This window comes from Bradyrhizobium sp. WBOS07 (assembly GCF_024585165.1).
Lineage (GTDB): Bacteria > Pseudomonadota > Alphaproteobacteria > Rhizobiales > Xanthobacteraceae > Bradyrhizobium > Bradyrhizobium japonicum_B.
Genome location: NZ_CP029008.1, coordinates 429796 through 452234, shown reverse-complemented (window position 1 = coordinate 452234; position 22439 = coordinate 429796). Strand labels below are relative to the sequence as shown.

At 65.7% G+C, this 22439-nt stretch carries 25 protein-coding genes and 1 tRNA gene; 15 read left to right on the top strand and 11 right to left on the bottom strand.

Annotation, left to right across the window (positions count from 1 at the left end; all coding sequences use genetic code 11):
• Nucleotides 1-70: 70 nt before the first annotated feature.
• The 7 genes from DCM79_RS02075 (at nucleotide 71) to DCM79_RS02045 (ending at nucleotide 4300) form a co-directional block, all read left to right on the top strand.
• A complete protein-coding gene (locus tag DCM79_RS02075) occupies nucleotides 71-520 on the top strand; it encodes a DUF2948 family protein (protein WP_257178352.1) in 450 nt (149 codons plus the stop codon).
• Nucleotides 521-678: 158 nt separating this feature from the next.
• Entirely contained in the window at nucleotides 679-1974 is a 1296-nt protein-coding gene (gene hisD, locus DCM79_RS02070) for a histidinol dehydrogenase (protein ID WP_257178351.1), read from the top strand.
• Nucleotides 1971-2468, top strand: coding sequence for a UPF0262 family protein (locus DCM79_RS02065; protein ID WP_126260326.1), 498 nt, complete (start codon nucleotides 1971-1973; stop codon nucleotides 2466-2468). Before hisD ends, DCM79_RS02065 begins: the two co-directional genes overlap by 4 nt.
• Before the next feature lie 6 nt (nucleotides 2469-2474).
• Entirely contained in the window at nucleotides 2475-2942 is a 468-nt protein-coding gene (locus DCM79_RS02060; protein WP_028138738.1) for a low molecular weight phosphatase family protein, read from the top strand.
• A gap of 158 nt (nucleotides 2943-3100) precedes the next feature.
• Nucleotides 3101-3730 (top strand): Maf-like protein, encoded by a 630-nt coding sequence (locus DCM79_RS02055; protein WP_126260329.1) that lies wholly within the window; start codon nucleotides 3101-3103, stop codon nucleotides 3728-3730.
• Nucleotides 3731-3868: 138 nt separating this feature from the next.
• Nucleotides 3869-4051, top strand: coding sequence for a DNA gyrase inhibitor YacG (yacG, locus tag DCM79_RS02050; RefSeq protein WP_257178350.1), 183 nt, complete (start codon nucleotides 3869-3871; stop codon nucleotides 4049-4051).
• 173 nt (nucleotides 4052-4224) lie between these two features.
• Nucleotides 4225-4300 (top strand) — tRNA-Phe (locus DCM79_RS02045).
• 70 nt (nucleotides 4301-4370) lie between these two features.
• On the opposite strand, the gene DCM79_RS02040 is transcribed toward DCM79_RS02045, so the two are convergent.
• Genes DCM79_RS02040 through DCM79_RS02030 form a run of 3 tightly spaced genes read right to left on the bottom strand, consistent with a single transcriptional unit; the run spans nucleotide 4371 to nucleotide 7698 of the window.
• Complete coding sequence (locus DCM79_RS02040; protein ID WP_257178349.1) at nucleotides 4371-5588, bottom strand: cyclopropane-fatty-acyl-phospholipid synthase family protein; 1218 nt, start codon at nucleotides 5586-5588, stop codon at nucleotides 4371-4373.
• A 3-nt stretch (nucleotides 5589-5591) separates the two neighbouring features.
• Complete coding sequence (locus DCM79_RS02035; RefSeq protein WP_257178348.1) at nucleotides 5592-6380, bottom strand: DUF1365 domain-containing protein; 789 nt, start codon at nucleotides 6378-6380, stop codon at nucleotides 5592-5594.
• 4 nt (nucleotides 6381-6384) lie between these two features.
• Nucleotides 6385-7698, bottom strand: a complete 1314-nt coding sequence (locus DCM79_RS02030) for an NAD(P)/FAD-dependent oxidoreductase (protein WP_257178347.1) — start codon at nucleotides 7696-7698, stop codon at nucleotides 6385-6387.
• Nucleotides 7699-7866: 168 nt separating this feature from the next.
• Here DCM79_RS02030 and DCM79_RS02025 point away from each other — a divergent pair, with 168 nt between their 5' ends.
• On the top strand, nucleotides 7867-8670 hold the full coding sequence (locus DCM79_RS02025) for a DUF1295 domain-containing protein (protein WP_257178343.1): 804 nt from the start codon (nucleotides 7867-7869) through the stop codon (nucleotides 8668-8670).
• A gap of 140 nt (nucleotides 8671-8810) precedes the next feature.
• On the top strand, nucleotides 8811-9212 hold the full coding sequence (locus DCM79_RS02020; RefSeq protein ID WP_257178341.1) for a DUF2177 family protein: 402 nt from the start codon (nucleotides 8811-8813) through the stop codon (nucleotides 9210-9212).
• Nucleotides 9213-9275: 63 nt separating this feature from the next.
• Here the strand turns inward: DCM79_RS02020 and DCM79_RS02015 are convergent, their stop codons facing one another.
• The 4 genes from DCM79_RS02015 to DCM79_RS02000 all read right to left on the bottom strand — a co-directional run bounded on the left by DCM79_RS02015 (nucleotide 9276) and on the right by DCM79_RS02000 (nucleotide 11444).
• Entirely contained in the window at nucleotides 9276-9578 is a 303-nt protein-coding gene (locus DCM79_RS02015) for a hypothetical protein (protein ID WP_257178340.1), read from the bottom strand.
• A gap of 19 nt (nucleotides 9579-9597) precedes the next feature.
• A complete protein-coding gene (locus DCM79_RS02010) occupies nucleotides 9598-10182 on the bottom strand; it encodes an RNA polymerase sigma factor (RefSeq protein WP_257178338.1) in 585 nt (194 codons plus the stop codon).
• Nucleotides 10183-10260: 78 nt separating this feature from the next.
• A complete protein-coding gene (locus DCM79_RS02005) occupies nucleotides 10261-10902 on the bottom strand; it encodes a ChrR family anti-sigma-E factor (RefSeq protein ID WP_257178337.1) in 642 nt (213 codons plus the stop codon).
• Nucleotides 10899-11444, bottom strand: a complete 546-nt coding sequence (locus DCM79_RS02000) for a sigma-70 family RNA polymerase sigma factor (RefSeq protein ID WP_257180929.1) — start codon at nucleotides 11442-11444, stop codon at nucleotides 10899-10901. Before DCM79_RS02000 ends, DCM79_RS02005 begins: the two co-directional genes overlap by 4 nt.
• A gap of 298 nt (nucleotides 11445-11742) precedes the next feature.
• Here DCM79_RS02000 and DCM79_RS01995 point away from each other — a divergent pair, with 298 nt between their 5' ends.
• From DCM79_RS01995 to DCM79_RS01980, 4 genes are all read left to right on the top strand, one after another.
• The gene (locus tag DCM79_RS01995) at nucleotides 11743-11991 is read left to right on the top strand and encodes a hypothetical protein (protein ID WP_257178334.1); all 249 of its coding nucleotides are present in this window, start codon (nucleotides 11743-11745) and stop codon (nucleotides 11989-11991) included.
• 294 nt (nucleotides 11992-12285) lie between these two features.
• Nucleotides 12286-12972, top strand: coding sequence for an FABP family protein (locus DCM79_RS01990; protein ID WP_257178332.1), 687 nt, complete (start codon nucleotides 12286-12288; stop codon nucleotides 12970-12972).
• A gap of 21 nt (nucleotides 12973-12993) precedes the next feature.
• Nucleotides 12994-13704, top strand: coding sequence for a dihydrofolate reductase family protein (locus DCM79_RS01985; RefSeq protein ID WP_257178324.1), 711 nt, complete (start codon nucleotides 12994-12996; stop codon nucleotides 13702-13704).
• A gap of 8 nt (nucleotides 13705-13712) precedes the next feature.
• The gene (locus tag DCM79_RS01980; protein ID WP_257178323.1) at nucleotides 13713-14984 is read left to right on the top strand and encodes an NAD(P)/FAD-dependent oxidoreductase; all 1272 of its coding nucleotides are present in this window, start codon (nucleotides 13713-13715) and stop codon (nucleotides 14982-14984) included.
• Between the two features lie 58 nt (nucleotides 14985-15042).
• Here DCM79_RS01980 and DCM79_RS01975 read toward each other — a convergent pair whose 3' ends face one another.
• Nucleotides 15043-15351, bottom strand: a complete 309-nt coding sequence (locus DCM79_RS01975) for a hypothetical protein (protein ID WP_257178322.1) — start codon at nucleotides 15349-15351, stop codon at nucleotides 15043-15045.
• Nucleotides 15352-15688: 337 nt separating this feature from the next.
• On the opposite strand from DCM79_RS01975, the gene DCM79_RS01970 reads away from it, so the two are divergent.
• Both DCM79_RS01970 and DCM79_RS01965 read left to right on the top strand, forming a co-directional pair.
• Nucleotides 15689-17530, top strand: a complete 1842-nt coding sequence (locus DCM79_RS01970) for a long-chain fatty acid--CoA ligase (RefSeq protein ID WP_257178321.1) — start codon at nucleotides 15689-15691, stop codon at nucleotides 17528-17530.
• Nucleotides 17531-17606: 76 nt separating this feature from the next.
• On the top strand, nucleotides 17607-19184 hold the full coding sequence (locus tag DCM79_RS01965) for an oleate hydratase (RefSeq protein ID WP_257180928.1): 1578 nt from the start codon (nucleotides 17607-17609) through the stop codon (nucleotides 19182-19184).
• A gap of 46 nt (nucleotides 19185-19230) precedes the next feature.
• On the opposite strand, the gene DCM79_RS01960 is transcribed toward DCM79_RS01965, so the two are convergent.
• The 3 genes from DCM79_RS01960 to DCM79_RS01950 all read right to left on the bottom strand — a co-directional run bounded on the left by DCM79_RS01960 (nucleotide 19231) and on the right by DCM79_RS01950 (nucleotide 22365).
• Nucleotides 19231-19824, bottom strand: a complete 594-nt coding sequence (locus tag DCM79_RS01960; RefSeq protein WP_257178320.1) for a hypothetical protein — start codon at nucleotides 19822-19824, stop codon at nucleotides 19231-19233.
• Nucleotides 19825-19997: 173 nt separating this feature from the next.
• On the bottom strand, nucleotides 19998-21338 hold the full coding sequence (locus tag DCM79_RS01955) for a tetratricopeptide repeat protein (protein ID WP_257178315.1): 1341 nt from the start codon (nucleotides 21336-21338) through the stop codon (nucleotides 19998-20000).
• Nucleotides 21339-21354: 16 nt separating this feature from the next.
• Nucleotides 21355-22365 carry an aldo/keto reductase gene (locus tag DCM79_RS01950; RefSeq protein ID WP_257178313.1) on the bottom strand — a complete coding sequence of 337 codons (1011 nt, stop codon included), beginning with the start codon at nucleotides 22363-22365 and terminating at the stop codon, nucleotides 21355-21357.
• Nucleotides 22366-22439: the final 74 nt, after the last annotated feature.

The window sequence follows — 22439 nt, the reverse complement described above, 5'->3', positions numbered from 1 at the left end:
GTTAGTTTGTGCGGAAATTTCGCGGCCCGTGCGCGTTGAGCCGGTCCGTTCCGAAGGAGAAGCGCCGGCGATGTCGCCCCAGCTCAAACTGATCGCACTCGACGCCGACGATCTCGCCGTGATCTCGACCCATGTCCAGGACGCCCATGTCCAGGCCTCCGACATCATCTGGCGACAGAGCGAGAAGCGGCTTGTGGTCGGGATGAGTCGGCTGGATTGGGAGCAGACGCTGGAGGGCGAGGCCGAGCCGCGCCGGCTGGTCGCCGCGCTGCGCTTCGACCGCGTGCTCGCCTGCAAGTCGCGCAACATCGACCTGGCTGCCCCCGACAAAGTGCTGGACCTCGTCGGCATCGAGTTTCACCCGAGGGGCGGGCGCGACGAGGAGCCTGCCGGCAGTGCGCTGCTTTTGTTCGCGCAAGGCGGCGCCATCCGGCTCGATGTCGAATGCCTGGAATGCGAGCTGACCGATCTCGGGGCGGACGCACTGGGAACGGGGATGGAGATCGAGGGTGAGACCTGAGGCGGCCCGTATACCAGCCCCACCGCCCGAGGCCCTGAGGGGAGAACGGCACCCTACGAGGGTTGACGCCGTTGCCCCGCCGCGCCATTGAGCATGGGACCTGGTGCGCCAATCCGCCCCGGGACCAGCCAGAAGCCAAGCCAGACATCAAGCCAGACATGCCCGTTCGCCTCGACCGCAGCAGCGCCGATTTTGACCAGCGATTCGCGGCCTTCCTCGCTGCCAAGCGCGAGGCCTCGGCCGACGTCGAGGCTGCCGCGCGCGCCATCGTCGACGACGTCGCCAAGCGCGGCGACGCCGCCCTGCTCGAGGCCACCGCAAAGTTCGACCGCCTCGAGCTGGATGCCTCCGGCCTGCGCGTCACCGCCGCGGAGATCGAGGCCGCCACGAAGGCCTCCGATGCCGCCACGCTTGATGCGCTCAAGCTCGCGCGCGACCGCATCGAGACCTACCACCGGCGGCAATTGCCGCAGGACGAGCGCTTCACCGATGCGCTCGGCGTCGAGCTCGGCTGGCGCTATACCGCGATCGAATCGGCCGGCCTCTACGTGCCCGGCGGCACCGCGGCCTATCCGTCCTCGGTGCTGATGAACGCGGTGCCTGCCAAGGTCGCCGGCGTCTCGCGCCTCGTGATGGTGGTGCCGTCGCCCGACGGCAAGCTCAATCCGCTGGTGCTGGCGGCCGCGCATCTCGGCGGCGTCACGGAGATCTACCGCGTCGGCGGGGCGCAGGCCGTGGCCGCGCTGGCGCACGGCACCGCGACCATCGCGCCGGTCGCGAAGATCGTCGGCCCCGGCAATGCCTACGTCGCCGCCGCCAAGCGGCTGGTGTTCGGCAAGGTCGGCATCGACATGATCGCCGGCCCGTCCGAAGTGCTGGTGATCGCCGACGACACCGGCAATGCCGACTGGATCGCCGCCGACCTGCTGGCGCAGGCCGAGCACGATGCCAGCGCGCAATCGATCCTGATCACCGACTCGGCACGCCTTGCCGCCGACGTCGAAAAGTCGGTCGAGGCGCAATTGAAGACGCTGCCGCGCGCCGCGATCGCCGGCGCGTCCTGGGCTGATTTCGGCGCCGTCATCATGGTGAAGAATCTTGCCGACGGCATTCCGCTCGCCAATGCGATCGCCGCCGAGCATCTCGAGATCATGACCGCCGATCCCGATGCGCTTGCCGCGGAGATTCGCAACGCCGGAGCCGTGTTCCTCGGGCCGCATACGCCCGAGGCGATCGGCGATTACGTCGGCGGCTCCAACCACGTGCTGCCGACCGCGCGCTCGGCGCGATTCTCCTCAGGCCTGTCGGTGCACGACTTCATGAAGCGCACCTCGATCCTGAAATGCGGCCCGGACCAGCTTCGCGCGCTGGGACCCGCCGCGATGACGCTCGGCAAGGCGGAGGGGCTGGACGCTCATTCGCGCTCGATTGGATTGCGCCTCAATCTGTCATGACAAAGCCGCCCGAACAGGACGACTCCAACAATCGCATCGTCGGCGTCACGCTCGACGAGGAATCGATCGGCCGTTCCGGGCCTGACATCGAGCACGAGCGTGCGATCGCGATCTACGACCTGATCGAGCAGAACCTGTTCGCGCCCGAGGGCGCGGAAGGGAAGGGTCCGTTCACGCTGCATATCGGCATCACCGGCAACCGCCTGATGTTCGACATCCGCCGCGAGGACGGCACGCCCGTGGTCGCGCATCTGCTGTCGCTGACTCCGTTCCGGCGGATCGTGAAGGACTATTTCATGATCTGCGACAGCTACTACCAGGCGATCCGCACCGCGACGCCGGACAAGATCGAGGCCATCGACATGGGTCGTCGCGGCATCCATGACGAGGGATCGCGCACGCTGCAGGAGCGGCTGAAGGGCAAGGTGCGGGTCGATTTCGAGACTTCGCGCCGGCTGTTCACGCTCATTACCGTCCTGCACTGGAAAGGTTAAACACGGATGGCTGCGCCCCCACGCGCAAGCAATCCGCAGTCCGTGCTGTTCGCCTGCGCGATGAACAGCGTGCGCTCGCCGATGGCCGAAAGCCTGCTGCAGCACATGTTTCCGCAGGGGCTCTATGTGAAGTCGGCGGGCACCAGAAAAGGCGAGCTCGATCCGTTCGCCGTGGCCGTGATGGCCGAGCTCGGCCAGGACATCTCCGCCCACAAGCCGCAGACCTTCGAGGAGCTGGAGGACTGGGAGGGCCTGAATTTCGACCTCATCATCACGCTCTCGCCGGAGGCGCACCACAAGGCGCTGGAGCTGACGCGGACGCTCGCGGCCGAGGTCGAATATTGGCCGACGCAGGATCCCACCACCATCGAGGGCAGCCGCGACCAGAAGCTCGCTGCCTATCGCGACGTCTGCGACCAGCTGTTGATGCGCATCCGCAGGCGCTTCGCCAAGGTGGGGGCGGCGAGCGGCTAGCTGGCAAGCGGTGTTCGTAACACCGGCGTCATAGACCGCAGGCACAGCCATGTCGAAAGCCTCGAATCACCAAAGCCCGGGTTCCCGGGTTGTGAAATCAGCCCCCTTCCGATAGGTTCCGCGCACAATTCACCCCCGCTTCATCCCCAAATCACCTGATGCTTGGCCGCCCCAAATTCGTACTTGCCTCCGGTTCGCCGCGGCGCCTGTCGCTGCTCAACCAGGCCGGCATCGAGCCGGATGCGCTCCGGCCGGCCGACGTCGACGAGACGCCGCGGCGGGGAGAGCTGCCGCGCGCCTGCGCCAATCGGCTGGCGCGGGCCAAGGCCGACGCGGCGCTGAAATCGGTGCAGCTCGACGACGAGCTGCGCGGCGCCTTCATCCTCGCCGCCGACACGGTGGTCGCGGTCGGCCGCCGCATCCTGCCCAAGGCGAATCTGGTCGACGAAGCGGCGCAGTGTCTGCGCCTGCTGTCGGGCCGCAACCACCGCGTCTATACCGCGATCTGCCTGGTCACGCCGCGCGAAGCCTTCCGCCAGCGCCTGGTCGAGACCCGCGTCCGCTTCAAGCGCCTCTCGGAGGACGACATCCAGGCCTATATCGGCTCCGGCGAATGGCGCGGCAAAGCCGGCGGTTACGCCGTGCAGGGCATCGCCGGCTCCTTCGTGGTGAAGATGGTCGGGTCCTACACCAACGTCGTCGGCCTGCCGCTCTACGAGACCACCACGCTGCTCGGCGGCGAGGGTTTTCCGATCCGCTTCGGCTGGCTCAATTCCACCGCCGTGTGAGCAGGCCAGCCGCGGCCTGACAGAATCGCGAAAACAACCCCATGCACAGTAGAATGTCCGATGGGGCATATGCCGTCGTCGGGAACCCGTTCGCCGACAGGCTCTTGAACCCTTTAACCCGCGCAAGCTGCCGACATCATGGACGACCAGGTCAAAAAGCCCGCCAGCCCACTCAAGACCTGCCCGATCTGCGGCAAGCCGCAATCGGAAGCCACCCGCCCGTTCTGCTCCTCGCGCTGCCGCGACGTCGACCTGAACCGTTGGCTGAAAGGCAGCTACGTCATCCCCGGCCGCGACGACGACGTCGATGACGGGGAATAAGAATAATATCAATCAGTTAGTTGGCCGCCCGCCCCGCCGCGCGCCAGCCGCGGCAGCTTGTGCACAGCCGGGCCGCGCCCGGCGAAGCCTCTTGGCGAAGCCGGGTGGACAGGCCGCTTCCGGCCCACTATAACCCGCCCGCTCGATGGGCTTTGGCCCCTCTCTTGGAGCACGCCCAGGTAGCTCAGTTGGTAGAGCATGCGACTGAAAATCGCAGTGTCGGTGGTTCGATTCCGCCCCTGGGCACCACTCCTCGCGGACACATCTACAGCCTGGCATGGCTTGGCCGAGCGCGAGGGCCGCTGCGACCCGAACCTACTCACCCCCGCCGCGCAAACACCAGCTGCCCGACGTCGATCTTTCCGGCCCTGAACCCGGCCTCGCAATAGCACAGATAATATTCCCACAGCCGGCGGAAGGGCTCGTCGAACCCGAGCGAGGTCAGGTCGGTCCAGGCTTGGCTGAAATTGTCGCGCCAGAGTGAGAGGGTCCTTGCGTAGTCCTGTCCGAACAGGCGCTCGCGAATGACGGGCAGCTCGAAGCGTTCGCCGAGCGCGCGCAGGATGTTCGTCGACGGCAGCATGCCGCCCGGAAAGATGTATCTCTGGATGAAGTCCACACGCTGCCGATAGCTGCCAAAGAGCTCGTCGCGAACCGTGATGGCCTGGATGCCGGCAAGCCCCCCGGGCTTGAGCCGCTGCTTCAGCTGGTTGAAATAGGCAGGCCAGAACTGCTCGCCGACGGCCTCGATCATCTCGATGGAAGCAATGCGGTCGAAGCGACCGTCCTGGTCGCGATAATCCTGCAATCGAACCTCGACCTTTTCGGCGAGCCCGGCCTCGTAGATCCGGCGACGGGCGAATTCATGCTGCTCCTTGCTGATGGTGAGGGCCAATACGCTGGCGCCGTAAGTCTTGGCGGCGAATTCGGCGAAACCGCCCCAGCCGCATCCGATCTCGAGCACGCTCTGGCCGGGCTGCAATTCGATAGCCTGCGCCAGCTGTTCGTATTTGTGCTGTTGAGCGGCGGGAAGGTCGGCGGTCTCGGCCGGGAACAGCGCCGATGAGTAGGTCATGCTGGAATCGAGCCACGCGGCGAAGAACTCATTTCCGAGATCATAATGCTTGTGGATGTTGTGCCTCGATCCCTCCTTGGTATTCCGGCGCAGGCGATGAAGCGCCCGCCGGCACAGGCGAACCAGCATGTTTCCGGCAAAGGCGCTGTCGACCAGGTCTTCGTTGAGACAGAACACGTAGAGAAGCTGGGCAAGATCGGGCGTGGACCAATCGCCTCGAACATAGGCCTCGGCCATGCCGATATCGCCGCCGATGACGAGGCTGCGGGCGAACCTGTAATTGTTGAGCTCGATCGTGGCCGACGGACCCGGAAGCTGGCCACGCAACGTGACCATTCTCTGGTCGGGAAGGCGCACGTGGATGGTGCCGCAGCGAAGTTGCGATGCAAGGCGCAGAGCCAGGCGGGCAAAGAACGGAACGCCATCAAAGTGAAGGTCCTGATGGGTGGCTGCCAGGTCCATGGTTCAGATCTCGCGTTGTTTCAAACGAGGCACGTAGGGAACACCCTTCAACCAGAGCCGCATCGCTTCCCAGTGGATGGCTGCGATCACCTTGATGGTCAGGAAAGGCAAGGCGAACAGCGCCGCCAGCAGGGAGTGGCTGGTCAGAGCACGACGTCGTCCGCTGAATGCCGCCGCAAACATCGCGCCTTGTTTGCTGCTCTGCACGATTCTGACCTTCACATCCTGTTGCGGGGGAGAAACGCTGAAGCGGTAATGCGTTTCCATCTCCATGAAAGGAGAAACGTAGAACTCCTTCGTCTGGCTTTGGCGTATGGCGCAGCCCGGCTCCGCCCCCTGCACCGGAAGGACGTAGGAATGCATCTCTCCGAACGTGTTGCGGACTTCGTAGATCAACAGCGCGAGATTGCCTGCAGCGTCATGGCAAAAATAGATCGAAAGCGGGTTGAACACGTAGCCCAGGACCCTGGGATAGCAGAGCAGCAGAACGCGGCCTCCGGTGAGGTCGATGTCGCGTTCCGCTGCGATGCGTCTGACGTATTGGCTGAGGCCCGCGTTGTTGCCGTCACCGTGATCCTGCTCGTGAAAGCTGAAGGGTGCCGCGCGATTGATGCCGAACAGCCAGGACTGGTGATCCGCTTCCGTCAATTGGTCGAGATCAATCAGCAGGTTCATCACGCGGTAGGTGAACCTGTGCTGCACGGGGCGCCACCGCGCGTGCATCACCTTCCCCCAATAGAGTGCGGCGGGCGATGTCGTATCCTCCGCTCTGGTCGGTGTCGTTCGGGCCATCGTGCTACTCGGCAGCTTCGGCCAGCAATGGGACCGGTTGACGCCATGGAGCCTCGCTGCCGAGCGCCTCGGCAACGGAGATGCCGGCCTGCAAGCCATCCTCGTGAAAGCCGTAGCCGGTCCAGGCGCCGCAGAACCAGGTTCGCCGACGCCCTTGAATCGTGGGCAGTCGCCGCTGCGCCGCGAATGCAGCCATGTCATATTGCGGATGGGCGAAGCTGAATTTTCCAAACGTCAGATCGGCCGCCGGCTCGAAGGGAGGGTTGAGGCTGACGAACAACGGCTTGCGCTTGTCGATGCCCTGGAGCCGATTCATCCAATAGGTCACCGCGACATCGTTCTGGGCGGGGGTTTGCCGCGGCCACCGCAGGAAGTTCCAGGATGCCCATGCCTGACGCCGGCGGGGCATGAGACGGGGATCACGGTGCAGATAGACGGTGTTGGGGGCATATCTGATCGCCCCGAGAATCGAATGCTCCTGGGCGTCGGCATCCGACAAGGCCGCCAAGGCCTGATCGCTGTGACAGGCCATCACAACGGCATCGTAACTTTCCACACCGCCATGACTGTCGCGGACGGTCACGCCAGACCCAGCTCGGTTGATCGATGTCACCGCACAGCCTAGCCGAATGTTGTGCTTGAACAAAGCGGTCAGCTTGTCGACATAGCGCCGGCTGCCCCCCTCCACGGTCCGCCAGCGCGGTCGATCGAGGTGCAAGAGCCGGTGATTGTTGAAGAAGGCGACGAAGTTCTCCGCCGGAAAGGACTGAATGTCATCCGATGAGGATGACCAGATGGCGGCCCCCATCGGGCCGAGATAGTCGGAGAACAGGCGCGAACCGAATGATTCCTTGCGCAGATACTCGCCGAGCGTCAGGTTGTGCAGCCGGCCGGCGTGCAGATCGGCCACGCTCTGCCGGTTGAACCGCATGACCTCGGCCAGCATGCGAAAGTAGGATGGCGATGCGAGGTTGCGCGGTTGCGCAAACAGGCCGCAGGCCGTTTGCAACGCGGTCTCGCCGCCGCCACGCCATTCGAATCGGCCATGATCGACGGACATGGCGAAGCTCATGCAAGTCTCGATGGTCTTCACGCCGAGATGCGTGAACAGCGAGGTCAATTGCGGGTAGTTCGCCTCGTTGAACACGATGAAGCCGACGTCCACATCGATCGGCTCACCGTCATAGTGGATACGAACGGTATGACTATGTCCCCCCGGCTGTAGCTCACGCTCGTAAACAGTGACGGCGTAACGTTTCGACAGGAGCCACGCGGCGGCATTGCCGGCAATTCCCGTCCCGATCACGGCCAAACGCATTCTCTGTCGCCCCCACTGCGGTACCGTCAGCGACGGTGCTCGAAACAATCGTCAGGGAACGCTTGGCGAGATGGCGCAGATCACTTTGCTGGCCGTCCGGCGCCCCGCCACCGACCGAAACCGGCGCGCCCAGCGGCCGTATCCAGAGAGGTCGATTGCGGTGAGGGTATGATTCTTCTGCACATTCAGGCGATAGGCGGCATTGCTTTGGCCCTCTGCCTTTTGATGGCCCTGGCCTGGGTCGTTCAGCAGCGCACCGGCAATTCCGGCTGGGTCGACGCGATCTGGTCCTACGCGACCGGTCTCGTTGGCGCAGGTGCAGCTTTGTGGCCGCTCGACGGCGGTTCCCCGGCTCGCCGGTTCCTGGTCGGAGCGCTGGTGCTGCTTTGGTCGGTGAGGCTTGGGACGCACATTGCGCGCCGCTCCGCAGCGGGGATCGACGACCCACGCTATGCGAACTACGCGCGGCAATGGGGAGCTGCGGCGCCTCGCCGGATGTTCCTGTTCCTGCAGTCGCAGGCGCTGGTCTCGGTGCCGCTGCCGTTCGCCGTCTTCCTCGCGGCGCACGCGCCGGCGCCTGAACTGCGCCTGCAGGACTATGCCGGGATCGTCATCATCCTGATTGCCGTCGCCGGCGAGGCATTGGCGGACCGGCAGCTGCGGCGCTTCAAGCTCAGCCCATCCAACGCCGGGCTCGTCTGCGATGTCGGTGTATGGCGCTGGTCGCGTCATCCGAACTATTTCTTCGAATGGCTGGGGTGGCTGGCTTACCCGGTCATCGCGCTGTCGCCCGGATATGCATGGGGTTGGGCCAGCCTGGCGGCGCCAGCGATCATGTACTGGATCCTGGTCCATGTGACGGGAATACCGCCGCTCGAGGAGCAGATGCTGAAATCGCGCGGCGAGCGATATCGTCAGTACCAGGCGCGCACCAGCGCATTCTTCCCATGGCCGGTGCGACAGGTTGTGTGATCATGTTCTCGCGATTGCGGACCGCTGACTGGGCGCAAAGGCAAGCGACTTGCCGATGTGATCCGTCACGGCTTGCGGGTCGTTAACCTGACGATCGGCGCGACGAGCCGGTCAGATGCAGCCGGACTGGGAACGCGGGCATGAACCTTTTCTTGACCTATCTTGCGGTGGCCGTGACCTTCGTTGCGATCGACATGGTCTGGCTCACGCTCATGGTCGAGAGGCTGTATCGGCCGGTGCTGGGCGATATGTTGCGGGCTCAGCCCAACCTGGCGGCCGCGGCCGCGTTCTACCTGTTGTATCCCGTCGGCCTGATCTGGTTTGCCGTGCTGCCCGCGCAGCAGGATGGCGGCGCGCTGCGCGCGTTTACATCCGGCCTGCTGCTCGGCTGTTTCACCTACGCGACCTACGATCTGACCAACCAGGCGACGCTGCGCAACTGGTCGACCGGCCTGACCCTTGCGGACGTTTGCTGGGGATCGTTTCTCGCCGGCATCAGTGCCTGGATCGGATTCGTTGTCGCGCAGAAGCTGGCGCACTGATCCCGCGCAACCAAGGCTTGGCTCAAGCAAGATCTGGCGCGACAGAGCCGGCTTGACCTCGCGTCAGGTCTGCTTGCGGTCTCCGAGCTGCCCGAACGCTTCGCGGGTTTCCGCGATCTTGTCGGACAGGGATTTAAACGCCCTCTGAGCTTGCAGCTTCGACTCCTGGTCGAGCAAAAGGCCTGCGAGATCGACCAGTCGATCGCCCATGCGCTCCATCATTGCGAGCAGCCGATCGGCGTCGGCTGCAGGCTCGTCGGATGCGATACTTTCGACTTCTCGCACAATCGCTTCGAGCCTTGCCGTCGCGGCGACAAGTCGGTTCTCGCGTCCACGCTCGGGAAATTCAATGATCTCGGCGTCCATGCACGGGCTCTTGCCGGCTTCAGGCCGCGGCCGATGCGGCAAGGCAATCCTTGCGCACCGTCAACATGGTCCGGTGCAGCCAGGTCTTGATGGTGCCGACCGGCACGCCGAAGCGCTGAGACAGGCTCGCGCGGCTCTCACCTTCGAGATAAGCCAGAGCGACCAGCCTGCGGCGATCTGCCGGCAGGCGAGCCAATGCTCCCAAGGCAATGGGTTCGGCGCCGGCGTAATCGAAATCCTCGGTCGGCGATGGCCCGGCTGCCGTCGGGACCATGAGCGCCTTGTCCAGTTCGAGACTTGGCTGTCTTCTGATCCGCAGATGATCGATCGCGGTGTTTCGGACGATTGCGGACATCCAGGTCATGGCCGATGCCCGACGGGAATCGAACCGAGCGGCGTTGCGCCAGATCTTCAAGAAGCTTTCCTGGAGGATGTCGTCGGCATCGTGCGGCGAGGCGCCAACGGTCAGCGCGATCCTGCGCAGTCTGCCGCGCGTCAGCGTATGGAGCTCTGCGAAGGCGCGTGGCTCGCCTGCGGAGACGCGGGCCAGCACTTCCTGCAACCTCTCGCTCGGCACCTGACTTGCCGGACTCGAACAGGCCATGTCCTGTCTCCCTTGCGTTTCCTACGAAACGCTCCGGGCGCAGGCGCGGATCACCCGGCGGGAGAAGGGCGAGGCAGGTTACAGACGCACGAAGGGCCCAATCAGTCGGCCGAGCAAGCCGTTCATGCGCAGGTCGCCGGTCATCGCGACCAGGCAGAGGCAGGGGCCTTCGGTGCCGACGATGGGACGATGATCGATCTCGTCGTCGCCGTAGTCGAAATCCCCAGGGCCAAAGCGTCCGCCCTCATGGCTGAAGCTGCCCTCGAGCACGAGCGTCAACTCGGTGCCGGTGTGGGTGTGTTCGAGCATGCGCGAGCCTGGCGCTGACCGAAGCAGGAAAGCACGGGCCGTGCCTGAGCCGGACAGCTCGATCGGGCGCAGGCTGAGACCCGGCGCGACACGCCTGCGCTTGCCGATGCGATATTTTCGCAGTGCCGGCGGAATATCATCATCCGTGTCGGACGTGAGGGGCGCCGCGGCTGTATGTGCCGGAGCGTCGTGAATTCGCGACATCACGCGATCGAACGCATCCGGTGCGGTGGGCACCGGCTCGACATCCTCCAGCGCGGCGCCCGCGAGCTGCTCGATGGCCTGCACGAAGCGGGCGCAGCGCGCGCAGCCTGCCACGTGCACCCCGACGACCAGGTGATGGGCCTCTTCCAGCCTGCCGGCCGCGAAATCGGCCAGAAGATCTTCCGGCGGATGATGGCTGATCGTCATGCTTCTTCGTCCAAAATGTCGCGTAACCGGTTCATCGCCAGCCTGATCCGTGACTTGACCGTCCCGAGCGGAATCCCGAGCGCGCTCGCGATTTCCGGATGCGGTCTTTCCTCGATGAACGATAGCTTCACCACCGTGGATTGCTCCGCCGAGAGTTGCTTGATGGCTGATGCGATCCGTGCGGCTTCCTGCCCGCGCGAAATCAGGATATCGGCCGGTTCGGCTTGATCCGCTGCATCAGGCAGCTCAGATCCGGCTTCCAGGCGGTCGAGCCGGGCCCGGCGGCGGAACAAATCGATCCGCAGATTGCGCGCGATCGTGAAAATCCAGGCCGGCGCGCCGGCTGTCGCAGGGTCGAACTGGTGCGCCTTCCGCCATACGGCGATCATGCTGTTTTGGGCGATCTCTTCCGCCTCGTCGGGGCTGCAGCCGGCTTTGAGCATCAGCCCCTTGATGCGGGGCGCGAAATGCTCGAACAGCCGCTTGAAAGCCTCCCGGTCGCCGTCAGAGGCGACGCGTCCGATCAAATCAGCCCAATCCACCTTTGTCTTCGGCCCTTTGCTCGCACCAATCGACAGCCGCCCCGCAACCCTCCGGGGAAAACCAGCCTCAGCCCGGATTGGCACATTCAAAGCCCGGATAGCAGCGATCATAGCGCCTCGACAAGCGACCTCTTGGGCTGAAAACGACCGGGGCCGGCCGCCGGATCACTGCGGAACAGGGATTCTTGCGAGTTCCGGAAGGTCAGCGGACGTGGCCGTCGGCTTTGGCACTCTGCTTGCTCAGTCCTGACCAAAGCCGGGCCTCGGCGGAGAGGCCCGTTTCAGGTTGAGGCAAGCGATGCAAGAAGTGTCCCGTACTGATACTGCCGGCGAGCTCCGGCTCGATGCGTTGATCGCCGATCTGTGGTGGCGCGTTCGGCTCTTGAATACGGATATTCTCGAAGTGGAGGCCAAAGCCGGGGTGTTTGACGCGCAGCAGCCGACCTATCCGCTGCTCGCGCTTAACCTTCGCGCGCGGCGGGACAATCTGGTCGCCACGATCGCCATGCTCGAGCAGCGCGCGAAATCGCTGTCGGAAGCGGCTTGAGAACGGCTGTCGCCGACATCGGAAGCGATGTCGCGCGCCTGGCGAGATCGACGCATCGACCGTCAGCGCGTGACCAGTTGAACGAACAGGTTCGGCACCGTTCCGCCTGAGGCAGGCCATCCGTCGTATTGTCCGAGAACGCTACCGCGACAGGCAATGCACGGTCTTCCTCAAAAGCCCGGCGATCGCCCCGCGCGCAACGCCGATGTCCATTCGCGATTGTGAGGCGTGAGCACACGCCAGGTTCGCGCCGCCATGCTATGGCTGTTCCCGCAACCTGCCGCGAGGACGTTCATGCTTCCCATTCCCGCCGACATCTTCACCGAGCCGGAAGACGTCTCGCCGGACGGCCTTGCCAATCTCGGTCCGCTGCGCCGCCTCGCCGGCCGTTGGCAGGCGGACAAGGGCATCGACATCAATCCGAAGGCGGACGGGCCGGAACGACGGACCTTCATCGAGCGCATCCGCATGGACCCGATCGATCCGCAGGCGAATGGCCCGCAGCTGCTCTACGGGCTGCGCTATCACATCCACATCAACACGCCCGAGGAAGACATCACCTTCCACGACCAGGTCGGCTATTGGCTGTGGGAGCCCGCGACCGGGCTGATCATGCAGACGCTGGCGATTCCGCGCGGGCAGGTGCTGCTGGCCTCGGGCAAGGCCGCAGCCGGCGACAAGACCATCTCGGTCACCGCCAGGCGCGGCGACACCGCTTATGGCATATGCTCGACCGATTTCCTGGAACAGGCGTTCCGCACCGATTCCTATCGCTGCGACATCACCTTCAACGACGACGGCAGCTGGACCTATCTGATCCAGACCGAGTTGTTCGTGCGCGGCGCGCCGTTCAATCATCGCGACACCAACACGCTGCAGCTGGTCGCGCTGCCAGAGCCCAATCCGCTCGCAACGATCGTTAGCGATCGCGCCAAAGGCGAAGACAAGGGCGATGACAAGGGCGACCGGCCCACGGTGTAAAACGCATTTCCGGAGAGTTGCATGAAGCCCTACGTGATCTGTCTGATGCACTCCAGCCTGGACGGCCGCACCCATCCCAGCCGCTGGCGTCCGAAGGGCGCGGGCACCGACTGGTTCGAGACGATCCATGAGGAGCTCGGCGGCGATGCCTGGGTCATCGGCCGCGTCACCGGGTCGGAGTTCGCCAAGGGCAAGCCGTACCCGACCGAGACGCGCGAGACATTTCCGCGCCAAAACTGGTTCGCTCGGCGCGACGCGAAAGCCTATGGCGTCGTGCTCGATGCGCAGGGCAAGATCGGCTGGGGCCGCTCGGACATCGGCGGCGACCCGATCGTCGTCGTGCTGACCGAGAGCGTGCCGGATTCGCATCTCGCAGGGCTGCGCGGCGAGGGCGTGTCCTATATCTTCGCCGGCAAGTCGGAAATCGACCTGGCGCTGGTGCTGGACATCCTCCACCGCGAGCTCGGCGTGAAGCGTCCCCTGGTCGAGGGCGGCGGCGTTGCCAATGGCGCGTTCCTGCGTGCCGGCCTGATCGACGAATTCAACCTGATCCTCAGTCCCGCAATCGACGGCGCCACCGGCGCGCCCTTCGTATTCTCCTCGACGGAAGCTGACAGCGACAAGCGTGCGCCGATCGCGGCGATGACGCTGGAGAGCATGCGCGAGCTAGGCGGCGGGGTCCTGCTGCTGCGCTACCTGATCAGGAACGATCCGCCGGCCGCAGGCCGGTGATGCCGGCCATGTCCGATACGTCCAAGCACATCGTCATCGTCGGCGCCGGTGCCGCGGGCCTGATGGCGGCGCGCGAGCTGGCGCGGGCCGGCCGCAAGGTGACGGTGCTGGAAGCGCGCACGCGCTGCGGCGGCCGCATCCACCCGCTGCCGGCCTCGGAGTTCGGCTATGCCGCCGAGGGCGGCGCCGAATTCGTCCATGGCGAGGCACCGCTTACGCGTCGACTGCTGCGCGAGGCCGGGCTGTCGCTTCAGGCGATCGAAGGCGAGCAGTGGAGCTTCGACGGGACGACGCTCTCGCGCGAGCGGCAGGACGACGCCCACGAGGCCGAGCTGCAAGCCGTGCTGAGGGATTTGCAGGACGATCTCCCCGTTGCCGAATTCCTGCGCCGGCATTTTGCCGGGGACGATTATGCGCCGATGCGCCATTCGATCGAGCGGATGGTCGAGGGCTACGACGCGGCCGACCCCGAGCGCGCCTCGACCCTGGCGCTGCGCGAGGAATGGATGGATGGCGGGCATGCTCCGCAGGCGCGCATCGACGGCGGCTATGGCGGGCTGGTCGATTTCCTGGCGGCTGACTGCCGCAGGCACGGCGTCGCCATCCGTCTCGGCTGCGTGGTGACGGCGATCGAGGAGGGCGGTCGCGAGGTTGTCGTTCGCTGCGCCGGCGGCCAGGGACATGGCTGCGACCGGGTGATCCTCACGGTGCCGCTGCCCTTGCTGCGCGAGATCGCCCTGCCGGCGAGCGCGCGTGCGAAGCTTGCCGCCACCAACGACATCGGCTTCGGCAATGTCATCAAGATCCTGCTTCGCTTCGCGCGGCCATGGTGGCGCGAGCGGCAACGGGATCTCGCAGGCATGACCTTCCTGCTGTCAGACGAGAGGATCCCGGTGTGGTGGACGCAATATCCGAGCCGGCATGCGATACTCACCGGCTGGTTCGGCGGCCCGCGCACCGCGGAACTGGACGGCCTCGATTCGCAAGGACTGATCGAGGCCGGACTCGATTCGCTCGCCGCCATCTTCAGGCTGCCGCGCGAGGACGTCGCGGGCGAGCTCGTGGCGGCGGCGGCCACCAACTGGGCGCACGATCGCTTTGCCCGCGGCGCCTATTCCTGGGCGACACCGCGCACGCGCGCGGCGCAGGCGATGCTGGCGCGCGCCGATGGGAGGGTGCTGTTCTCCGGTGAGGCGCTCTATCGCGGGCCCGACATGGGCACGGTCGAAGCGGCGCTGGCGAGCGGCCTGGAGACCGCCGGGAACATTCTGCGAGAATAAAGCCGGGATCATCCGGGCATGAAAAGAGAGAGGCCCGCATTGCTGCGGGCCTCCTGTCTCACCAGCGTCCGCCGCCGAAGCTGAACGTCACGCCGGGGCCGCCGCGATAATATCCGTACGGCCCGCCGCCGTAATAGCCGTGATGGCGCGGGTAATAGCCGTAGCTTTGGTAGTACGGCCGGTAGTGGCTGTGCCGCCAATGATGATGGTGGCCATGCCAGCGATGGTGCCTGCGGTGCGCGCTGATGTCGGTGGTCTGACTTTCCTGCACGCCCTGCTTGGCGCTCGAACTGCCGGCCGCGTTCGCCGCCGATCCACCGGCAAGCGCCGCAGCTCCGACCGCCATCGCGACAATGAGATACTTCATGTCATCACTCCAGTTGAATGTCGTGACACAACGGGCGTGCGCACGCCGCGTTCCGGCGTCGAAACGACGCAGACACTGGTTCCGATGAACGTACGTTAACGTTCGTGAACGAGACAACGTTGCGCGATCGATTGTCGCGCCCTCTCTGCCTTAGTATTGCCCCATCTCACGCTGCGACGATTCGATGCGATCATCTCAGTCCTCGACATCCGAGGGCCGCAGAAGCAGTCGGTCGCGCGTCATGAGCCGCTCCAACGCATGGCCGCCTTGCTGAGGATCAAAGCGGCGAGGATTGGCCGGTCTAGTATCGAAGCACCACATGTCGGGAATCGATGCGATGCAAGAGAGCGCTATGCCGGGGCCGGCGGGTCAACCGGGCGGCCTTGCCGAGATCAGGACGTTGCCGCAGCTGCTGCGCTGGCGCGTCAAGGCGACGCCGGCGGCGGAGGCCTATCGTCATTTCGACGCGGCCGCCCAGCGCTGGGTCAGCCAGTCCTGGCGCGAGATCGATGCGGAATTCGAGCTGTGGCGGCGGGCGCTCGCCGCGGAGGCGCTCGCGCCGGGCGAGCGTATCGCCATCCTGATGCCGAACGGTGTCGCGCATATCGCCATGGACCAGGCGGCGCTGTCGCGTGGCCTGGTGCCGGTGCCGATGCACGCCGTCGACAATCCCGACAGCATCGCCTACGTCCTCGCCGATTCCGGCGCGCTGGTCCTGTTCATCGATACGCTGGAGCGCTGGCAGGCGATCGTGGCGACCGGCCAGCCGCTCGACCATCTCAAGCGCGTCGTCTGCGCGGATGCAGGCGGGCTCATCACGCCGGATGCGCGCATCGTCGGGCTCGACCACTGGCTGGCGCAAGCACCTGGCGCGACCGCGCCGCTGCCCGATGTCGCGATCGAGCCGGACGATCTCGCTGCGATCGTCTACACTTCGGGGACCACGGGGCGGCCGAAGGGCGTGATGCTGTCGCATGGCAACGTGGTCGCCAACGTGAAGGCGATCGCGCGCCGCGTCAAAGCCGAGCCGCACGACGTCTTCCTGTCCTTCCTGCCGCTCTCGCACACGTTCGAGCGCACCGGCGGCTATTACTACCCGATCGCGATCGGCGCCTGTGTCGCCTATGCACGCTCAGTGCCGCAGCTCTCGGAGGATCTGCAGCATGTACGGCCGACGGTGCTGGTCTCGGTGCCGCGGATCTACGAACGGATCTACGCGCTGATCCTGCAGCATCGCGCATCGGCGGGCTGGATCGAACGCACGCTGCTCGACCTTACCATCGCCGTCGGCGGGCGGCGCTTCGATGCGCGGCAGCGGCATGACGTACCGTCGCTGCTGGACCGGCTGGCTTGGCCGCTGCTCAAGCGCCTCGTCGCCGACAAGGTGCTGGCGCAGCTCGGTGGCCGCCTGCGCGTCGCGGTCTCCGGCGGCGCACCGATCGCGGAGCCCGTCATCGGCCTGTTTCTCGCGCTCGGGCTCGACGTGCTCCAGGGCTACGGCATGACGGAGACCTCGCCGGTGGTCTCCGTCAATACTCCCGACGACAACGATCCGCATTCGGTCGGCCACGTCCTCGACGGCGTCGAGGTCAAGCTGGGTGAGAACGACGAATTGCTGGTGCGCGGCCCCAGCGTGATGCTGGGCTACTGGCACAAGCCGGAGGAAACGCGCCGCGCCAAGGACATCGACGGCTGGCTGCACACCGGCGACCAGGCCCGCATCGAGGATGGGCGCATCACCATCACCGGCCGCATCAAGGACATCCTGATCACCTCCACCGGCGAGAAGATCGCGCCGGTGGATCTGGAGACCGCGATCCTCGCCGATCCCTTGTTCGAGCAGGCGCTGGTGGTCGGCGAGCAGCGGCCGTTCCTCGCCGCTCTGGTCGTGCTGAATGCCAAGGCCTGGGTCGAGGAGAAGGAACGGCTGGCGGCGCGCGGCCAGCAAGGCGGCGCGGCGGAGCGGGCGGCGCTGCTGGCCAGGATCGCCGCGGCCGTGAAGGCCTATCCGTCCTACGCGACGCCGCGCGCGGTGTGGTGGACACTGGATCCGTGGACCATTGCGGCGGGCCTGCTCACGCCGACGCTGAAGAACAAGCGGCCCGCGATCGAGCGCCGCTTCGCGGACGAGATCGAGCACATCTACGCGAAGAAGCCGAGCTCGATAACGTCGACGTGATTGCGCTTCGCCTCCCCCTTGATCCAGCGCAACTTTGGGTGCCGCCACACCGTGCAATCTTGCCGCGACATTCGAACTGCAATCGAGGCAAGTCATGAAGGCGTATTTCATCGGCGGTGGCATTGGATCGCTCGCAGGCGCGGCGTTCCTCGTTCGCGATGCGCAGCTGCCGGGGCGCGACATCGTGATCTACGAGGCGCAGCCGCTGATCGGCGGCAGCCTCGACGGCGCGCAGCTCGCGAACGGCGCCTATTCGCTGCGCGGCGGGCGCATGCTCACCACCGACCATTACGAATGCACCTGGGACCTGCTCTCGAGCATTCCCTCGCTCGAGCATCCCGGCCTCAGCGTGCGCGACGAGACCATCGCCTTCAACGTGGAGAATCCGGCGCACTCCAGGGCACGTCTGGTCGACCGCAACCGCTTCAAGATCGACGTCTCGCATATGGGCTTTTCCGCGCGCGACCGGCTGGAGCTGCTGCGGCTCACCGAGGCCTCGGAAGAGGCGCTCGGCAACAGCCGCATCACCGACTGGCTGTCGCCCGGATTCTTCGAGTCCAATTTCTGGTACATGTGGCAGACCACCTTCGCCTTCCAGCCCTGGCACAGTGCGGTCGAGCTGAAGCGCTATCTGCATCGCTTCATGAGCGAATTTCCGCGCATCGAGACGCTCGCCGGCGTCAAGCGCACGGTCTACAATCAGTACGACGCGATCGTGCGGCCGCTCGCCGACTGGCTCAAGCGCCAGGACGTGCAGTTCGTGCGCGGCACGCGCGTCACCGACATGGCGTTCGAGGCCGAGGGCGCGCGCCTGCGCGTGCGCCAGCTCACGCTCGACCGCGACAGTCGCACGGCCAATGTCCGGCTCGAGGACGACGACATCGTCTTCTTCCAGAACGGCTCGATGACGGACGCCTCGAGCCTCGGCTCGATGACCGAGCCGCCGCCGCGCCTGACCAAGAAGGACAGCCAGGGCTGGACGCTGTGGGAGACGATCGCGCAAGGACGTCCCGATTTCGGCAACCCGTCCGTGTTCAACAGTTCGATCCCCGAATCCTACTGGCTGTCCTTCACCGTCACCTGCCGCGATCCACGGTTCTTCGACCGGATGGAAGCGTTCTCGGGCAACCGGGCCGGCACCGGCGGTCTTGTCACGTTCAAGGATTCCAACTGGCTGATGTCGGTCGTGCTCTATCACCAGCCGCACTTCACGGGGCAGCCGAGCAACGTGCAGGTGTTCTGGGGCTATGCGCTGCATCCCGACCGCGTCGGCAATTTCGTCGCCAAGCCGATGTCCGATTGCGGCGGTGCCGAGATCCTGAAGGAGCTCTGCGGCCACCTGAACTTCGACGCGAGCGTGCTGGAGGATGCGATCTGCATCCCCTGCCGCATGCCCTACATCACCAGCATGTTCATGCCGCGCAACCTGGCCGACCGGCCGCTCCCGGTGCCGAAGAATTCCGTCAATCTCGCCTTTGTCAGCCAATTCGTCGAAATCCCTGACGACGTCGTGTTCACCGTCGAATATTCGGTGCGTGCGGCGCAGATGGCGGTCTACCAGCTCATGAAGGTCGATCGCCCGGTGCCGCCGGTGACGCGGCACGACAAGTCGCTATCGGTGATCTTTGCGACGCTGGAGAAAGCGTTCGCGTGAAGCCGCTTCTCCCTCGCCCCGTTCTCACGGGGAGAGGCGAGAAGAGCTACTTGAACGGGTCCTGGATCGACGGTGCCGATTGGCGGATACGGCGCACGCTGACCGGCGTGCCGTCGGAGACGAACAGCAATTCGTAGCGCCGGCCCTCGCTGTCGGTGGCGGAGCAGGTGACGTCGTTCACCTTCCTGGCGGCGAAATTGCCGGTCTGGCGGCAGAGGCCGGTGGAGGTCTGCTCGGCCGGCACCGGCAGGCCGTCGACCTTGGGACGGTGCTTGGAGTTGAGCAACATGCGGTCGATCCGCAGCTCGTAGGAATTGTCGTCGGCACGCTTGCCGTTCTCGCCGGAGAACGACACGACGTGGCTGTCGTCGGCGGGATCGTCGACCGCGACCGCGAAATTGACCCGGCCTTTGTCGCCATGGGCGTAGGCCACCGTCTTGCAGGCAAAGGTGCGGCCGGCGACCTTGAACGTCTTGCAATGGCCGGACATCAGCGCCAGCAGGTCGATGAAGGCATTCTGCTGCGCCGGCGGATTGTTGACCGGGATCGGGTTGGAAGTCTCGGCAAAACAAGGACTTGCCAAGCCCACGACCCAGCCCATGGTCAAGGCGACGGCGAGGACCGGTCGGCGAAGGCGCATCGTCGGGCTCGTATGCCGGAGGGCCGTGGCGGCGGAAAAGTTCCGCAGCATGACCATCGAACCGCAAATTGGTTGCGATCCCGTTTGTTCTGCAAGACCCGTCTGGAATACCACCGCGCCACCCCGACGGCGATTCGCTTGACATCGCCAACCCGTCCGCCCGGCACTTGCCGTCAGGCCGGTGTTTTTTTCGTGGCAAAACTAGCCATCGCCGTCTGCCAGCGCCGATCCCGAAGGGATGGCCGGCGGTGCAGGCGGGCGTCCAGCAGGGCGCGGGCGCGGGGCAGCTCGCCGCTGCGCATCAGCGCGACGATGAAAGTGTCCTCGATCAGCTCGCGCTGCGCGTGGCTGCCGCCGATCCGCACGACCTCGGTGAGAACAGGCGCGAGCGTCTGCACACAAGAGGTGTAATCCTCGTCGGCAAAGGCCGCCAGCGCACGGACGATGGCCGGCACGACGGGGCCGGCCGGCAGCTTGCCCTCGGCGAGCCGCTGCTCGATGGTCGCAAGGCGCGCGGCCAGCGCCGCGTGGTTCTGCGTCGCCGCCGCGAACAGCGCCATGTGGACGTCGGCGAAGGACAGGCTCGACTTCGGAAACATCTTCTGCGCGGCGGCGTCGGCGTCCTGCCACAGCGTGTCCGGCACGGTGTGGCCGTACGCCGACAGGCGCCAGAGCAGCGAGGCGGCGTCGGTGATGACGTTGAGCGGCGGCGCCTGGGTGACCGCCGGTTGAAGCACGTCGGCATAGATCGCGAGCGCGCGTGCCGAATCGTCCTGCTCGAGCGCGCCGAGCGCCTGGTGCCAGCGAATATGGCCGTGCAAGAGGCCGGTGCGGTCGTAGGTCGGAATCCAGTCGTCGACGAGGCGATCGGCCGCCTCGATCGAGCCGTCCTCGAACATTGCGTGCAACACCGCATGCGCGGCATGGGCGTTCGCCCGGCGCAAATTGAAGCCGCGCTCGGTGACGGCGCGGCCGCGGGCGACGTCGCCATTCTCGGTCATTGCCCAGCCGGCCATGGTCAGGAACCACCAGTCCTCGCCATAATGCTGCGCGACGCGCCCGCACAGCTCGTGCCGCGCGCGGTCGTGGTCGGCCATGCCGGAGAAGGCGAACAGGCCGAACGCACCGAGCGGCAGCGACAGCACCAAGGCATCGCGCGGCCAGCTCTCGATGTGCCTCAGCGTCGATGCGATCGCCTCGGGCAGCCGGCCCTCGATCGACAGCGCCAGCGTCTCGACATGCGAGCGCTCGCGCTCGGTGCCGCGCCTGGCCACCAGCTCGCGTGCGAGCGCCGCCTTGCTCCGCGCCTGATCGCCTTGCTGGTAGAAGGCGTGCACGCGGGCACGGGCGATATGGGCGAGCGCGAAATCCGGGTCGGCCGCAATCGCGCGCTCCAGCGTCTCCGCCATGCCGGTCCACCCCGACAGCATGAGGTCGACGCCGTCGCGATAGGCGCCGGCAGCCACGTCGGATGCGGTGGAGAGCGGCAGGCCGTAGCGGTCTTGATGCGCCATCGTCGTCTCCGCGAGGTCATGCCGTCCGGGCGCGGCGGCCTTCGATCGGGTAGGCGGGATCGTTGTAGCCCGGCGTCGAGGGATGGCCCGGGGTGACCAGCCGGTCGATCAGCGCCTCGTCCTCCGCGGTGAAGCGATAGTCGAGCGCGCCGATGTAGCCGTCCCATTGCTCCTCGGTGCGGGGACCCGCGACGATCGAGGAGACGAAGGCGGAGTTGAGCACCCAGGCAACCGCGAACTGGCCGGCGGTGATGCCCTTGCTCTCGGCGTGCGCCTTGATCTCCTGCGCAAGCTGAAGCGATTCCGGCCGCCATTCGGTCTGCATCATGCGGGTGTCGTTGCGCCCCGCGCGGGTCTCCTTGTCGGGGGTGGCGTCCGGCTTGTACTTGCCGGTGAGCACGCCGCGCGCCAAAGGACTATAGGGGACGATGCCGAGGCCGTAATAAGAGCAGGCCGGGAAGTGCTCGACCTCGGGCATGCGGTTCATGGCGTTGTAATAGGGCTGGCTCACCGCGGGACGGTCGATGCCGAGCCGGTCGCAGATGTTGCAGATCTCGGCGACGCGCCAGGCGCGGTAGTTGGAGACGCCGAAATAGCGAACCTTGCCCGCGCGGATCAGGTCGCCCATCGCACGCACCGTCTCCTCCAGCGGCGTCGAATGGTCTTCCTTGTGCAGATAGTAGATGTCGATGTGGTCGGTGCCGAGCCGTTTCAGGCTCTCGTCAGCGGCCTGCAGCACCCAGCGCCGCGACAGGCCGACACGGTTGGGATCATCGCCCATCGGGTTGGCGAGCTTCGTCGCGAGCACCCAGGCGTGCCTGTCGCCGGCAATGGCGCGGCCGACGACCTGTTCGGATGCGCCTTTCGAATAGGCGTCGGCCGTATCGATGAAGTTGATGCCGGCCCCGCGTGCCTTGTCGATGATCCGCTTCGAGGCGGCTTCATCGGTCGGCCCGCCGAACATCATGGTGCCCAGGCAGATCGGCGACACTTTCAGGCCGGAGCGGCCGAGTTGGCGGTAGTGCATGGACTATCCTTGCTGCTTCCTCTGTATGAGCATAGCCGCCCAGTTCCGTTATTGCGAGCGCAGCGAAGCAATCC